The sequence below is a fragment of the Bradyrhizobium sp. I71 genome (genome assembly GCF_022354745.1).
Taxonomy (GTDB): domain Bacteria; phylum Pseudomonadota; class Alphaproteobacteria; order Rhizobiales; family Xanthobacteraceae; genus Bradyrhizobium; species Bradyrhizobium liaoningense.
In genome coordinates this window covers 3,170,538-3,185,672 of the sequence record NZ_CP059398.1, presented here as the reverse complement: position 1 = coordinate 3,185,672, position 15,135 = coordinate 3,170,538, and the positions used below count along the sequence as shown (strand labels likewise).

Sequence of the window (15,135 nt, the reverse complement as noted above, 5' to 3'; positions counted from 1 at the left end):
GCTCGACCTATGAGAGCAAATCCCGGGCCGAAGACGGGTGCTTGAAGAGATTGGTGTTTTTCCCATCAGCCATGCGTGGGTCGCGGTCGATCTTGCCGCGCTGGGCAGGAATTGCCGAAGTGATGAAGCGCGCGCTTCAGGCTCTGCGCTGCCTGCGCAAGCCGTTGATTTCATTATCCTCGGCTACTGTGCATGGGGTTGTTTTCGCAGTTCTTGTTTCGAGGTCATCGAAACCTCGGGCAGAACCTATCGATTCCCGCCAAACAGCCGCTCCATCAGCCAGCCATCGAGTCCTGCCGCCGCTTCCGGCCGCACATTGGCGCGCGTGGGAGGCGGCGGGCGATAGCCGCCGGCGTTCGCCGGTGCGGGTCCGGGTGCTGCCGCTGTCGGCGGCGACACCTGCGAGGCCGCCTGCGCGAGGTTCGACAGGCCCCAGGTGGCTTGCGAGTTCGGCAAGTTCGCCACCGGCACGCCCTCGTGCGCCGCGCGCATGAAGCGCGTCCAGACTTCCACCGGCAGGCCGCCACCGGTCGCCTTCTTGGTCGGCGAGTTGTCGTCATTGCCGAGCCAGACGCCGGTGACGAGGTTGGCGGTGTAGCCGATGAACCAGGCGTCGCGATAATCCTGGCTGGTGCCGGTCTTGCCGGCGGCCGGCCATCCGGGAATCTCGGCCTTCTTGGCGGTGCCTGATATCAGCGTCTCCCGCATCATCGCGTTCATCATGCCGACATAGCGGGGCTCGATGACCTGGTTGCGCTCCTCCGGCTGGCGCATGTAGAGCAGCTTGCCGCTGAGCGTCCTGATCCGCGTCACGACATGCGGCGCCACCGCGAGGCCGCCGTTGGCGAAGGGCGCATAGGCGCCGACCAGCTCGACCACGGAGACCTCGGAGGTGCCGAGCGCGATCGAGGCATTGGGTTCGAGCTTGGAGGAGATGCCGAGCCGGTGCGCGGTGCGCACCACGTTCTTCGGCCCGACCTCGAGGCCGAGGCGGATCGCGACCGTGTTGAGCGACATCGCCAGCGCCTGCGTCAGCGTCACCGCGCCGAAATATTCGTGGGTGTAGTTCTCGGGTCTCCAGCCCTTGACCTCGATCGGCGCGTCCTGGCGCATCGTGTCGGGCGTCAGCCCCTGCTCGAGCGCGGTGAGGTACACGAACGGCTTGAACGAGGAGCCCGGCTGGCGCTTGGCGGTCACCGCCCGGTTGTACTGGCTGTCGGAATAGTTCCGCCCGCCGACCATGGCGCGCACCGCGCCGTCTGGCGTCATCGCCACCAGCGCGCCCTGGCTGACATTGAACTTGACGCTCTTGGCCGCGAGCTCGTCGATGATCGCGGCTTCCGCCACGCTCTGCAGTTTCGGATCGATCGTGGTCTCGACCTTGATGCTCTCGTCGATCTGGCCGACCAGGTCGTCCAGCACCTCGCCGATCCAGTCCGCGACGTAATTGACCGTGCCGGCGCCGGCCGGCTTCACGTTGTAGGAGGGATGGCCGATCGAGGCCTTGGCCTGCGCGTCGGTGATGAATTTCGCGTCCGCCATCGCCGCGAGCACGATCTGCGCGCGCGCCTCGGCGCCTTCCGGATTGCGGTTCGGCGCAAGGCGCGACGGCGACTTGACGAGGCCGGCCAGCATCGCGGCTTCGGCGATCGTGACGTTCTTCGCCGACTTGCCGAAATATTTCTGCGCGGCGGCTTCGACGCCGTAGGCGCCGGAGCCGAAATAGACGCGATTGAGATAGAGTTCCAGGATGTCGTCCTTGGAGTGCTTGCGCTCCAGCCAGATCGCGAGCTCTGCCTCCTGCAGCTTGCGCTGTATGGTGCGCTCCTGGGTCAGGAACAGGTTCTTGGCGAGCTGCTGCGTCAGCGTCGAACCGCCCTGCGACACGCCGCGATGGAGCACGTTGGTGACGAGGGCCCGCAGGATCCCGACGGGATCGATGCCGAAATGCGAATAGAAGCGGCGGTCCTCGATGGCGATGAACGCCTTGGGCAGATAGGGCGGCAGGTCCTTCAGCGCGATATTGGCGCCGGCCATCTCGCCGCGCTGCGCCAGCATGCTGCCGTCGATGCCGACGATCTGGATCGTCGGCGGCCGCTTGGGAATCTCCAGCGACTGGATCGGAGGCAGATGGGCGCCGACATAGACCACGACGGCGATCACGGCGATGACGCCCCACAGGCTCAGCACCGCGCCCCAATAGACGAGGCGGCCGAGGCTGAAGCCGCCGCGCGACTTCGAGCGGCGCTTGGCGCCGCTGCGGCTGGCAGGTGCCTTCCGTTCGCGGGGCGGCTCGTCGCCGGCATTCTCGCTCTTGCGCCTGGCGGATGTCTTCGCAGATTTCTTTGGCTTGTCGTCGCCGCCGGGAACGCGGTCCGCAGCGGTCAGGCGCAGATCGGCGAGCGCCGCGGGCAAGCCGAACAGCGGCTCCTTCCGCGCACCCTTTTTCTTTCCCCACGCCATACGCAATACGCCCGGTCAGTCCGCCCCGCCGCACGCTAGCGGTCGCTGTTTAAGGCCCGGTTACCCCGGCGTTAACGCGTGATTAGGAGGTGGGGCATTCGCCCGCCGCAGTTCCGCTTCCCTGGCGCAGGGGCTAGGATTACCCGCATAAATAAAGAGGGAACTCGCATGGGCCACATCGATCCGACCAAGGAGATCTTCGCGGAATTCCGGGAGAATGACCGCCCGGGTCCGATCCACATGCTCAATCTGGTGCGCCTGCGGAAAGAGGCGGCCTATCCGGACGGCCGCAAGGCGAGCGGCGCGGAGGCCTATGCGGCCTATGGCCGCGAGAGCGGCCCGGTGTTCGAACGTCTCGGCGGCCGCATCGTCTGGCAGGGCAGGTTCGAGCTGATGCTGATCGGCCCGCAGGAGGAACGCTGGGACCATTGCTTCATCGCCGAATATCCCAGCGTCGCGGCCTTCGTCGAGATGATCCGCGATCCCGTCTATCGCGAGGCGGTGAAGCACCGCCAGGCCGCGGTGGAGGATTCGCGGCTGATCCGGCATGCCGTGCTGCCGGTGGGAAAGAACTTTGGGGAGATACCGACCTGAACGCCCAGTAGGAGGCTCTCTCGATCGTCATGGCCGGGCTTGACCCGGCCATCCACGGCTTCCTTGACGCCCCAAGAACGTGGATGCCCGGGACAAGCCCGGGCATGACGTCGCAGAAGCAGATGCGTTCTAACCCGAGGGGCCGGTGTCCTCGATGATCGGTCCGAACAGCTCCCAGCGTTCGCCGTTGAACTTCATCATCTGCATCTGCTTGTTGACGCGGTAGTCATTGGGGCCGGTGGTGATCTTGATCCCGGGCAGCGCCAGGCTCGGCGTGTAGCCCTTGATGTTGGCGACCTGCTTCATGACGTTCTCGCGCGTCAGGTCGTCGCCGCATTGCTTCAAGACCTGCACCAGCAGCTCGGCCACCGAATAGGCATAGGTGTTGATGGTGTTGAGCTTGTCGCCCTCCGGGAAATACTTGTCCATGAAGGCGAAGAAGGCCTTCACGCCCGGATCGTCCTTCCACTGGGGATCGCCGGGGTCCTTGCCGTAATTGGTCGAGATGATGCCCTTGGAGATGTCGAGGCCGGCCGGCTTCAGCGTTGCCGACACCGGGCTCGCATTGATGTCGAGGATGTGCACCGGGGTCCAGCCGAGATCGGCAAGCTTCTTGATCGCCTGCGCCGCGAATTTCGGCGTCGAGGCGTCGAAGAACAGATCAACCCCCATCGACTTCAGCTTGACCACCTGGGAATCGACGGTGGGGTCGGTGACCTCGTAGGAGACCTCGCCGACGATCATGCTGGCGGCCTTGTCGCCGAGGCCGCTCTTGAGCCCCGCCAGATAGTCGCGGCCCATGTCGTCGTTCTGGTAGAGCACGCCGATCTTGGCGTTGGGATGCTCCTTGAGAATGTACTTGGCGTAGATCCGTCCCTCGGACACGTAGTTGGGATTGTAGGCGATGGTCCAGGGATAGTTCTGCGGATCGTTGAAGCGCGCGGCGCCGGTCGAGGCGAGGAGTTGCGGGACCTTCTTGCCGTTGAGGTACTTCTGCACGGCGGCATTCGCGGCGGTGCCGATCAGCTGGAAGGTGAACAGCACTTCGTCGCCTTCGACGAGCTTGCGCACCTGCTCGACGGTCTTCGGTGGCGAATAGGCGTCGTCATACTGGATCAGGTTGATCTTGCGGCCGTTGATGCCGCCCTGATCGTTGATCATCTTGAAGTAGGCGGCCTGGGTCTTACCGATATTGGCGTAGACGGAATAGGCGCCGGAGAACGGCACGGTCTGGCCGATCTTGATCTCGGTGTCGCTTGCGCCGGTGTCGTATTTCTTCTGGGCGAGGGCCTGGCTGGCGGAGACCGCGAAGGCGATCGCCGCCGTGGCAGCTATGAAGGCTCTGCGATTGTTCATCTTGGGTTGTTCCTCCTGACGGAATTTTCGGCCGACGGTCTTTCTCCGTTGATTGCAACGGTCGCCATCGCTGCCGAAGATTGTGGAGGAAGGTTCGCCGCGGCGCAAGGATCGCCGCGCTGCGCCGTAGCGTCTCAGGCCAGAAACTAAGCCAAGAACAACGCAACCAGCGCGACCGCCGCCGGCAGCGCCTGCACCATCAGAATCCGCGTGCTGACGGTCGCTGCGCCGTAGACGCCGGCGACGATCACGCAAAGCAGGAAGAACGCCTTGATCTGGAGCGCGAAGGCGGGGTTACCGTGCACGAGGCCCCAGAGCAGGCCGGCAGCGAGGAAGCCGTTATAGAGGCCCTGATTGGCGGCCAGCACTTTCGTGATCTCGGCCTTCTCCGGCGAATTCCGAAACACTTTGAGGCCCAGCGGCCTGTCCCAGAGAAACATCTCCAGGATCAGGAAGAAAACGTGCAGTGCCGCGACCAGCGCCACCAGCACATTGGCGATCAGGATCAAGGTCAGCTCCCCCAAAAGCGTCAGCTTTCGGGTGGACGCTAGCATGGCCGGCATGGCAAGTGCGATGGGTGTGTTTCGATTGCCTGGTGCCGCGATGCCCGCTCGATCAATCAAGACGCCTGAACGCTTCGGCCTCGACCGCCTGACGACGCCGATCGGGATCGCGCTGCTCGTCACCGATGCTGATGGTGACTTGCGCGCGCTCGACTGGGAGGATTACGAGCACCGCATGCGCGGGCTGTTGCGCCTGCATTACGGTGCCGTGGATCTGAGCAACCAGCCTGCGCCCGCGGATATGCGGACGGCGCTGTCCGGCTATTTCGAAGGCGAACTCGGCCAGCTCTCCGCCATCGCGTGGCGCATCGCCGGCACGCCGTTCCAGCAAAAGGTCTGGAGCGCGCTTGCGCAAATCCCGGCGGGTACCACGCTGAGCTACGGCGCGCTCGCCGCAAGGATCGGCGTGCCCAAGGCCGTTCGTGCGGTCGGCCATGCCAACGGCTCCAACCCGATCAGCGTGGTGCTGCCCTGTCACCGCCTGATCGGCGCGGATGGCTCGCTGGTGAAGTACGGCGGCGGACTGGAGCGCAAGCGCTGGCTGCTGCGTCATGAGGGGGTGGAGGTGTGAAAAACTCGGTCGTTCCGGGGCGCCCGAAGGGCGAACCCGGAACCTCGAGATTCTCAGGTGCGCAAGTGCGCACCGGAGTTCGATGCTGCGCATCGCCCCGGAATGACGAGAGACCTCACGCCGCCGGCTGCACCGCCTTGTCACCGGCCATCACATGGGTCAGCGCGCTCTTGATCGCGGCCTGCCGCGTCGGCGCGTTGATCTGCGCGCCCAGGAGGTCGGTGACGTAGAACACGTCGCGCGCGCGCTCGCCGAAGGTCGCGACATGGGCCGAGGCGATGTTGAGATTGAGCTTGGAGATGGCCGTGGTCAGCTCGTAGAGCAGGCCGGGCCGGTCGAGGCCCGAGACCTCGATCACCGTGTAACGGTCGGACCACTGGTTGTTGATGGTCACTTCCGGCTCGATCACGAACGGCTTCGCCTTGCTGCGTACGGTGCGCCGCGCCACGGCTTCGGGCAGGCGCAGCTTGCCCTCCAGCACGTCTTCGATCATCTCGCCGATGCGCGTGGCGCGCCGACCCTCGTCCTCGTCGCGGTCGTATTCCCGGGAGATCGAGATCGTGTCGAGCGCGCGGCCGTCGGTCGTGGTGTAGATCTGGGCATCGACGATGTTGGCGCCGGCCGAGGCACAGGCGCCCGCGATGATCGATAGCAGCCAGGGATGGTCGGCGGCAAAGATCGTCAGCTCGGTGACGCCGCGCACCTCGTCGAAGCCGACATTGATCGCCAGCTTGTGGCCGGCCTGCTCGCTGGAGCGGACGAAGCGGGCGTGGCGGATCTTGCGCGGCAGCTCGACCTTGAGCCAGTAGGCGGGATAGTGCCGGGCGATATAGGCGTCGAGCTCGTCCTTCGGCCATTCGGCGAAGGCCATGCGGAATTCGGCATGCGCGGCCGCAAGACGTTTTCCCCGGTCGACCTCCGAGAAACCGCCTGTGAGCACCGGTTCGGTCTCATAGTACAGGGAGCGCAAGAGCTGCGCCTTCCAGCCGTTCCACACGCCCGGGCCGACGCCGCGGATGTCGGCCGTGGTCAGGATGGTCAGGAGCTTCATCTGCTCGACCGACTGCACCACGGCGGCGAAATTCTCGATGGTCTTGCGATCCGAGAGGTCGCGCGACTGCGCGACCGTGGACATCGTCAGATGTTCCTCGATCAGCCACGCCACGAGCTCGGTGTCGGCAGGACTGAAGCCGAGCCGCGGGCACAGCCGCCGGGCGACCTTCGCACCGGCGATCGAGTGATCCTCGGGCCTGCCCTTGGCGACGTCGTGCAGCAATGTCGCGATGTAGATCACCGCGCGGTGCTCGGGCCGGCTCTTGCGCATGAGGTCGCTGGCGAGGGCGAACTCCTCGATGCCGCCGCGCTCGATGTCCTGGAGGAAGCCGATGCAGCGGATCAGGTGCTCGTCGACGGTGTAGTGATGATACATATTGAACTGCATCATCGAGACGATCTTGCCGAAAGCGCGGATGAAGTGGCCGAGCACGCCGGTCTCGTTCATCCGCCGCAGCACGATCTCCGCGTTGTCGGAGGTCAGGATCTCCATGAACAACCGGTTGGCCTCGGGATTTTCGCGCAAGCCCGCGTTGATCAGGCCGAGCGAGCGCGTCACGTCGCGCATCGCATCCGGGTGGAAGGCGAGGTTGTTCTTCTGCGCGAGGCGGAAGATGCGGATCAGGTTGACCGGATCGTGCTTGAACACGTCCGGCGCGGCGACGTTGATGCGATTGTTGTCGACGATGAAGTCGTCGCTGTCAGGGACGCGCCGTTTCGCCGCGGTCGGTCGCAAGCGCGCCATCATCCGGCTCAGCACCGGGGCGGGCTTGGCCTGCTGGTCCTCGAGCTTGGCGCAGAGGATGGCGGTGAGGTTGCCGACTTCCTTGGCGACCAGGAAGTAATGCTTCATGAAGCGCTCGACGTCCTGCATGCCGGGATGCGAGGTATAGCCGAGCCGGATCGCGATCTCGCGCTGGAGGTCGAAGGAGAGGCGCTCTTCGGCGCGGTTGCAATAGAAATGCAGATTGCAGCGGACTGACCAGAGGAAATCGGCGCAGCGGCGGAAGCTGCGATATTCCTGTGCGTCGAACACGCCGCGCGCGACCAGCTCGTGGGTATCGCGCACCCGGTAGACGTATTTGGCGATCCAGAACAGCGTGTGCAGGTCGCGCAAGGCTCCCTTGCCGTCCTTGACGTTGGGCTCGACCAGATAGCGCGACTGGCCGCCGCGGCGGTGCCGCTCCTCGCGCTCGGCGAGCTTTGCGGTGACGAATTCCGACGCGGTGCCCTGCACGACTTCCTTGTCGAAGCGCTCGACCAGCTCCTCATAGAGCGGCTTGTCGCCGGTGAGGAAGCGCGTCTCCAGGATCGCAGTGCGGATCGTCATGTCGCCGCGCGCCTGCCGGATCGATTCGTCGACCGAGCGGGTGGCGTGACCGACCTTCAGCCCCATGTCCCAGAGGCAATAGAGGATCGCCTCGGCGACCTGCTCGCCCCAGGCGGTCTGCTTGTAGGGCAGGATGAAGAGCAGATCGATGTCCGATTCCGGCGCCATCAGGCCGCGGCCATAGCCGCCGGTGGCCACGACCGCCATGCGCTCGGCGCCGCTCGGGATCGGCGAGCGGTAGAGATGGCGCGTCGCCGCCGAATACAGGATGCGGATGATCTCGTCCTGCACGTGGCACAGCCGCTCGGCGCAGCGCCTGCCGTGGCGGTCCTTCAAGAGGATCGCCTGCGCGGCGGCGCGCGCCGCGATAAGTTCCGCCTTGAGCAATTGCGCCATCGCCGTACGGAACGCGTCCTCGCGTCCCTGATACTGTTCGGCGAGCGCATCGACCGCGGCGGTGATCCGCGCGGTGTCGAAACGATCGTCCACCCCGGCCTTCTGCTCAGTTGCGATGCTGTCCATGTCTCTCCGGATATAAGAGGTGACAGGCGCTGTCACGAGACATTCGCAAGCCAGCGACCGATGAGCTCGGTCATGCAGATCGGACAGTCTGTGGCGCTGCTCGTGATTTAAGCGTAACGTCATGAAAATACGTTTGTTTTTGGCTCGATTCCGGTCGCTCATGGCAGATCCCATCAATCATGAGCTGACACGAAACCGGCCGCCTTCTATACCGCTCGTGAGGAACGACATGCCGGGAGAGAACAAGATGGACGCTGTCCAACTGCGCCAGATGCAGGCCCCGATCAAGGAGCGCTACAAGAACGATCCCAAGGCCGCGCTGATCACGCTGAAGGCCAAGGGCTCCACCGACAGCGAAGGCATCGCCTGCAAGGTCGAGACGGGCCGCGCCATCGCAATGGCCGGTCTGCATCCGGGCACCGGCGGCTCCGGCCTCGAGCTCTGCTCCGGCGACATGCTTCTTGAAGCGCTGGTCGCCTGTGCCGGCGTCACGCTGAAGTCGGTCGCGACCGCGATCGAGGTGCCGCTCAAGACCGGCAACGTCTACGCCGAGGGCGATCTCGACTTCCGCGGCACGCTCGGCATCGACAAGGAGACTCCGGTCGGTTTCGCCGAGATCCGCCTGCGCTTCGAGGTCGACACCGACGCGCCGCAGGACAAGCTCGACCTGCTGCTCAAGCTCACCGAGCGTTATTGCGTGGTCTATCAGACCATCAAGAACGGCCCCAAGGTGTCGGTGTCGATGCAGCGGATGTAAGGCGAAGGTCGCTACTCCACAATCGGTGTCGTCCCGGCGAACGCCGGGACCCAGAATCCCTAGCGCCGATTGTATCGCCGAACTGACCACTAAAACTGCTTAACACAGCGAAGCCTGTGAGTATGGGTCCCGGATCTGCGCTGCGCTTGTCCGGGACGACAAAACAAATGTCCCTCGACCTCCACTTCATCCTCTTCCTCTTCCTGCGCATGGCGATCGCGGCGGCGTTCGTGGTGTCGGCGTCGATCATCACCGAACGCGCCGGGCCTGTGATCGGCGCGCTGGTTGCGACCCTGCCGGTATCGGCCGGTCCATCCTACGTCTTCCTCGCGATCGATCATGACGCCGCCTTCATCGCGCAGGGTGCGCTGGCGAGCCTGCCGGTCAATGCGGCGACGATTTTCATGTGTCTCACCTATGTCGTGCTGTCGCAGCGGCACAATCTCGTGGTGAGCTGTGGAAGCGCAGTCGCGGTCTGGATCGTGCTTGCATCGATCATCCGCCAGTTCGACTGGTCGCTCGCCGCAGGGCTTGCTGCCAACCTGGTCGCTTTCGGCATCTGCATCCCGCTCCTGGCGGGCTATCGCCATGTGAAAATGCCGCTGGTGACGCGCCGCTGGTACGACATCCCGATGCGGGCGGCGCTGGTTGCGACCCTCGTCGCGATCGTGGTCTCCACATCGAGCTGGGTCGGCCCTCGCATCAGCGGCATCATCGCGCTCTATCCCGTGGTGTTCTCCAGCATCATGGTGATCCTGCATCCGCGCATTGGTGGACCGCCGACCGCCGCCGTGCTTGCCAACTCCGCCTGGGGGCTGCTCGGATTTGGCATGGCGATCGCAGTTTTGCACGTTGCAGTCGTGGGGTTCGGCTCCGCCGTCGGCTTGTGCCTCGCGCTTGGGACCTGCGTGGTGTGGAACCTGACGCTGTGGGGAATTGGCCGGCGCGCGGTGCGCAAGGCGCGGCCGATTCCGTGAGACTACGGATATGCGCGACGCGACGTCGCGAAAAGCCAATGCGGCATGCTCGTCTCACGCTCACAAGTGACGAGGCGTCTCCGCAAGCCGTTGAATGAGAAGCAGCATTTCAAGCTTCGTGGTGCGTTTCAGGTCGGAGCACCGGCACCCCTCGCTTGGACACGCTCATCCGCCCCCGTCGAATTCCCGTCAGTAAAATTAGAACTTTATTCGAGCTTTTCCCGTACAGAATCAGGCTGCGCATTCGCTTCCGTTGCTGTCCGCGCGAATTCTCGACGGACCTGCACGCAAGTCATCGGATCTGCGGGGGCGCCGGTTTTGAATACGGCAGCGCTGCCGCACGGCCAGTTCCTTTGATCCCGACGGGCACAAGCCCCATCGGCGCCATTTCGAGATGGAGATTTTCTGATGTTTGGTCGCAAGTCCCGCGGTGATGCCGACGCAATGCTCGCGGCCATTGGTCGTTCGCAAGCCATGATCGAATTCGCCATGGATGGCACGATCCTGGCGGCGAACCAGAACTTCCTGACGGCGCTCGGCTACTCCCTCGACGAGATCAAGGGGAAGAAGCACGCCATGTTCGTGCCGGCCGATCAGCGTGATAGTGACGCTTACAACGCGTTCTGGGCACAGCTGGGTCGCGGCGAGTTTCAGGCCGCCGAATTCAAGCGGATCGCCAAGGGCGGCCGCGAGGTCTGGATCGAGGCGTCGTACAATCCGGTGCTCGACGACGCCGGTAAGCCCGTCAAGGTCGTGAAGATCGCGACCGACATCACCGCGAAGAAGATTCGCGGCATGACCGAAGCCTCCAAGATCGCCGCCATCAGCCGCGCCCAGGCCGTCATCGAATTCAAGCTCGACGGCACCGTCATCACCGCCAACGAGAATTTCTGCAAGGCGCTCGGCTATTCGCTGGCGGAGATCGAGGGCAAGCATCACAGCCTGTTCGTGGCCGAGGCCGAGCGGGGCAGCGCGGGCTATCGAGAGTTCTGGGCCGCGCTCAACCGCGGCGACTATCAGGCCGGCGAGTTCAAGCGCATCGGCAAGGACGGCCGCGAGGTGTGGATCCTGGCTTCCTACAATCCGCAGCTCGACGAAAGCGGCAAGCCGTTCGGCGTCGTCAAGTTCGCCACCGACATCACTGCGGACAAGCTGAAGAATGCCGATCTTGCCGGCCAGATCGCGGCGATCGACAAGGCCCAGGCCGTGATCGAGTTCAACATGGACGGCACGATCATCACCGCCAATGCCAACTTCCTCGGCGCGCTCGGCTATTCGCTGGCCGAGATCAAGGGCCAGCATCACAGCATGTTCGTCGATCCCAGCGAGCGCGACAGCGCCGGCTATCGCGAGTTCTGGGCCGCGCTCAATCGCGGCGAATACCAGGCGGCCGAATACAAGCGCATCGGCAAGGGCGGCAAGGAAGTCTATATCCAGGCCTCGTACAATCCGATCCTCGATCTCAACGGCAGGCCGTTCAAGGTGGTGAAATACGCCACCGACACCACCAAGCAGGTGCTGGTCCGCATGGGCAATGAGCGCGTCCGCGGCATGATGGAATCGGTCGCCGCCGGCTCGGAGGAGCTCAACGCCTCGGTGCGGGAGATCTCCGAGGCGATGACCAAATCCCGCGAAACCGCGATGAGCGCGGTTGAACAGGTCTCCTCCGCCGACGCGCAGGCCCAGCGCCTCACCGAAGCTGCGCAGGCGATGAGCGGCATCGTCGAGATGATCAACAACATCACCGGGCAGATCAACCTGCTCGCGCTCAACGCCACGATCGAGTCGGCCCGCGCCGGCGAGGCCGGCCGCGGCTTCGCGGTGGTCGCCTCCGAGGTCAAGAGCCTCGCCAACCAGGCCAAGCAGGCCACCGACAAGATCGGCGAGGAGATCGGCAGCCTCAACAGCATTTCGGGCGACGTTGTCAGCGCGCTCGGTTCGATCAAGCAGGCGATCAACAATGTCAGCGAGTACGTCACCTCGACCGCCGCTGCGATCGAGGAGCAGAGCACGGTGACGAACGAGATGTCGACCAGCATGCAGCGCGCGGCCGCCGAGGCCGCGGCGATCGCGTCGAGGGCGTAGGCTATCCAGCCTGCATTTGTAGCCCGCATGAGCGCAGCGATATGCGGGACATACGTCCCCGGATGTCGCTTCGCTCATCCGGGCTACGATACCACTATTGCTTCGGCAGCCTGGCCTTCAACGCATAGAGCGCGTCCAGCGCTTCGCGCGGCGACATCTCGTCGGGGTGCAGCGCTTTGACCGCCTCCATCAGCAACTCGGCCTCGCTTGGCGGCGCGGCTTCCGCGGCGGCGCGCGAGGGCACGGCGAACAGCGGCAGGTCGTCCACCAAGGCTCGCGCGGTCTGGCCGCGGTCCTGCGCCTCCAGCTTGGAGAGCACGGATTTGGCGCGTGTGATCACCGCCGGCGGCAGGCCGGCGAGTTTCGCCACCTGGATGCCGTAGGAGCGGTCGGCCGAGCCCGGCAGCACCTCGTGCAGGAATACGACGTTGCCCTGCCATTCCTTCACCCGCACCGTCGCATTGAACATCCGCGGCAGCTTGGCCGAGAGTGCGGTCAGCTCGTGATAATGCGTCGCGAACAACGTACGGCAGCGATTGCTCTCGTGCAGATGCTCGATCGCGGCCCAGGCGATCGAGAGGCCGTCGAAGGTCGCGGTGCCGCGCCCGATCTCGTCCAGAATCACCAGCGCGCGCTCGCCGGCCTGGTTCAGGATCGCGGCGGTCTCGACCATCTCCACCATGAAGGTGGAGCGGCCGCGGGCGAGGTCGTCGGCGGCGCCGACGCGGGAGAACAGGCGGTCGACGATGCCGATCCGCGCGCGCGTGGCCGGCACGAAGCTGCCGATCTGCGCCATCAAGGCAATCAGCGCATTCTGGCGCAGGAAGGTCGACTTACCCGCCATGTTCGGGCCGGTCAGCAGCCAGAGCTGGCCGGACTTCTGCGCTGGCGCAGGCGACAGATCGCAGGCATTGGCGATGAACGGCTCGCCGTTGCGCTTCAGGGCCTGCTCCACCACCGGATGGCGTCCGGCCTCGATCGCAAAGCTGAGCGAGCCATCGACCTCGGGCCGCACATAGTTCTCGTCGACCGCGAGCTTGGCCAGCGCCGTCGCGACGTCCAGCAGCGCAAAACCTTGTGCCGCGGCGCGCAGATCGTCGCTGATCTCGAGCGCTTTCGCACAGAGCCGCTCGAAGATATCGAGCTCGAGCCCGAGCGCGCGGTCGCCGGCATTGGCGATCTTGGCTTCGATCTCGCCGAGCTCGGCGGTGGTGAAGCGCACCTGTCCGGCCAGCGTCTGGCGATGGATGAAGGTGGCGTTCAGCGGCGGCGACATCAGCTTGTCGCCGTGCTGGGCCGTGACCTCGACGAAATAGCCGAGTATGTTGTTGTGCCGGATCTTCAGAGCCTTGACGCCGGTGTCGTCGGCGTAGCGCGCCTGCATCGAGGCCACCACGAGGCGTGAGGCGTCGCGCAGGTTCCGCGCCTCGTCGAGGGCGGGCTCATAGCCCGGGCGAACGAAGCCGCCGTCGCGCTTGATCAGGGGCAGCTGCTCGTCGAGCGCACGGGCAAATTCGGATGCGAGCTCGCGCGACGGCCTTTGCAGCGCCGCCATCACCGCCGTGATCTCCTGCGGCGGCGCATCCAGTTCGGAGAGCCGCGTCAGCACCTGGTCGGCGGCGATGATGCCGTCGCGGATGCCGGCGAGGTCGCGCGGTCCGCCGCGGCCGACCGAGAGCCGAGCCAATGCGCGCGACATGTCGGGCGCGCCGCGCAAAATGCTGCGAATGTCCTCGCGTGCCGCGGAATCGGCAACGAAGGTGCTGACCGCGTCGAGCCGGCGGGCGATCGCCGGGGCATCCGTGAGCGGCGCCGCCAGGCGCTGTGCGAGCAGACGCGAACCCGCCGAGGTGACCGTGCAGTCGATCGCGTCGAGCAGCGAGCCGCGGCGCTCGCCGGCCAGCGTCCGCGTCAGCTCGAGATTTGCGCGGGTGGCCGGATCGATCGCCATGGTCGCGCCGGAAGCCTCGCGCGCGGGCGGCGACAGCGGCGGATGCTTGCCGACCTGGGTGCGGTCGACATAGGTGACGGCGGCGGCCGCGGCGGTGGCCTCCAGGCGGGTGAGCTGGGAGAGCCCGTCCATGGTCGCGACGGCGAAGTAGTCGCACAGCCGCTTCTCGGCGGTCGCGCCGTCGAACACGTCGCGGGTCAGTGGCGTCACCGCCGGCAGCTCGCGCAGGGTCTGTCCGAGCTCGCTGTCGTTGTAGAGCGCGTCGGTGACGATCGCCTCGTTCGGATTGATCCGCGCCAGCGTCGCGGGGAGCTCGCCGCTGGAGCATTCCGTCACCATGAACTCGGCGGTCGAGATGTCGATCCAGGCGAGGCCGAAGCGGTCGCCGCCAGCGGAGGAGCGGGCACGCGCGATCGCCAGCAGGTAATTGTTGGCGCGCGCGTCGAGCAGCGTGTCCTCGGTCAGCGTGCCCGGCGTCACCAGCCGCACCACGCCGCGGCGCACCACGCTCTTGTTGCCGCGCGCCTTGGCCGCAGCGGGATCCTCGGTCTGCTCGCAGACCGCGACGCGGTGGCCGGCCGAGATCAGACGATGCAGATAGTCCTCGGAGCGCTCGACCGGCACGCCGCACATCGGGATATCCGCACCCTGATGCTTGCCGCGCTTGGTCAAGACGATGCCGAGCGTCCTGGAAGCGATCTCGGCGTCCTCGAAGAACAGCTCGTAGAAGTCGCCCATCCGGTAGAACAGCAGGAGGCCCTGATGCGCCGCCTTGATCTCGAGGTACTGTTCCATCATCGGCGTGACGCGCGCGGCGGCTTCGGCCTGCGGCGCGGGCGTGTCCTCGGGGGGCGGGACAGGTATCGGCTGTTGCATCGTCATGGGCGGCGCAACCTACAAAATTTCGGCACCT

The 15,135-nt window shown here is 65.3% G+C and carries 10 protein-coding genes; 5 read left to right on the top strand and 5 right to left on the bottom strand.

The window, feature by feature from the left end:
- Positions 1 to 246: 246 nt before the first annotated feature.
- The gene (locus FJV43_RS15510; protein ID WP_239628247.1) at positions 247 to 2,463 is read right to left on the bottom strand and encodes a penicillin-binding protein 1A; all 2,217 of its coding nucleotides are present in this window, start codon (positions 2,461 to 2,463) and stop codon (positions 247 to 249) included.
- A gap of 168 nt (positions 2,464 to 2,631) precedes the next feature.
- Here FJV43_RS15510 and FJV43_RS15505 point away from each other — a divergent pair, with 168 nt between their 5' ends.
- Positions 2,632 to 3,057, top strand: coding sequence for a DUF1330 domain-containing protein (locus FJV43_RS15505; RefSeq protein ID WP_239628245.1), 426 nt, complete (start codon positions 2,632 to 2,634; stop codon positions 3,055 to 3,057).
- A 129-nt stretch (positions 3,058 to 3,186) separates the two neighbouring features.
- Here FJV43_RS15505 and FJV43_RS15500 read toward each other — a convergent pair whose 3' ends face one another.
- Complete coding sequence (locus FJV43_RS15500; protein ID WP_239628243.1) at positions 3,187 to 4,413, bottom strand: ABC transporter substrate-binding protein; 1,227 nt, start codon at positions 4,411 to 4,413, stop codon at positions 3,187 to 3,189.
- 146 nt (positions 4,414 to 4,559) lie between these two features.
- Positions 4,560 to 4,967 (bottom strand): DUF1304 domain-containing protein, encoded by a 408-nt coding sequence (locus FJV43_RS15495; protein WP_239628241.1) that lies wholly within the window; start codon positions 4,965 to 4,967, stop codon positions 4,560 to 4,562.
- Between the two features lie 49 nt (positions 4,968 to 5,016).
- Between FJV43_RS15495 and FJV43_RS15490 the strand changes: the two genes are divergently transcribed.
- Entirely contained in the window at positions 5,017 to 5,547 is a 531-nt protein-coding gene (locus FJV43_RS15490; RefSeq protein WP_239628240.1) for a methylated-DNA--[protein]-cysteine S-methyltransferase, read from the top strand.
- A 115-nt stretch (positions 5,548 to 5,662) separates the two neighbouring features.
- Here the strand turns inward: FJV43_RS15490 and FJV43_RS15485 are convergent, their stop codons facing one another.
- Positions 5,663 to 8,452, bottom strand: coding sequence for a [protein-PII] uridylyltransferase (locus FJV43_RS15485; protein WP_239628238.1), 2,790 nt, complete (start codon positions 8,450 to 8,452; stop codon positions 5,663 to 5,665).
- 247 nt (positions 8,453 to 8,699) lie between these two features.
- On the opposite strand from FJV43_RS15485, the gene FJV43_RS15480 reads away from it, so the two are divergent.
- From FJV43_RS15480 to FJV43_RS15470, 3 genes are all read left to right on the top strand, one after another.
- A complete protein-coding gene (locus FJV43_RS15480; RefSeq protein ID WP_239628237.1) occupies positions 8,700 to 9,209 on the top strand; it encodes an OsmC family protein in 510 nt (169 codons plus the stop codon).
- Between the two features lie 167 nt (positions 9,210 to 9,376).
- Positions 9,377 to 10,186 carry a hypothetical protein gene (locus tag FJV43_RS15475; protein ID WP_239628235.1) on the top strand — a complete coding sequence of 270 codons (810 nt, stop codon included), beginning with the start codon at positions 9,377 to 9,379 and terminating at the stop codon, positions 10,184 to 10,186.
- A gap of 408 nt (positions 10,187 to 10,594) precedes the next feature.
- Positions 10,595 to 12,271 carry a PAS domain-containing methyl-accepting chemotaxis protein gene (locus FJV43_RS15470; protein ID WP_239628233.1) on the top strand — a complete coding sequence of 559 codons (1,677 nt, stop codon included), beginning with the start codon at positions 10,595 to 10,597 and terminating at the stop codon, positions 12,269 to 12,271.
- A 94-nt stretch (positions 12,272 to 12,365) separates the two neighbouring features.
- Here FJV43_RS15470 and mutS read toward each other — a convergent pair whose 3' ends face one another.
- Positions 12,366 to 15,104, bottom strand: a complete 2,739-nt coding sequence (gene mutS / locus FJV43_RS15465; protein WP_239628231.1) for a DNA mismatch repair protein MutS — start codon at positions 15,102 to 15,104, stop codon at positions 12,366 to 12,368.
- Positions 15,105 to 15,135: the final 31 nt, after the last annotated feature.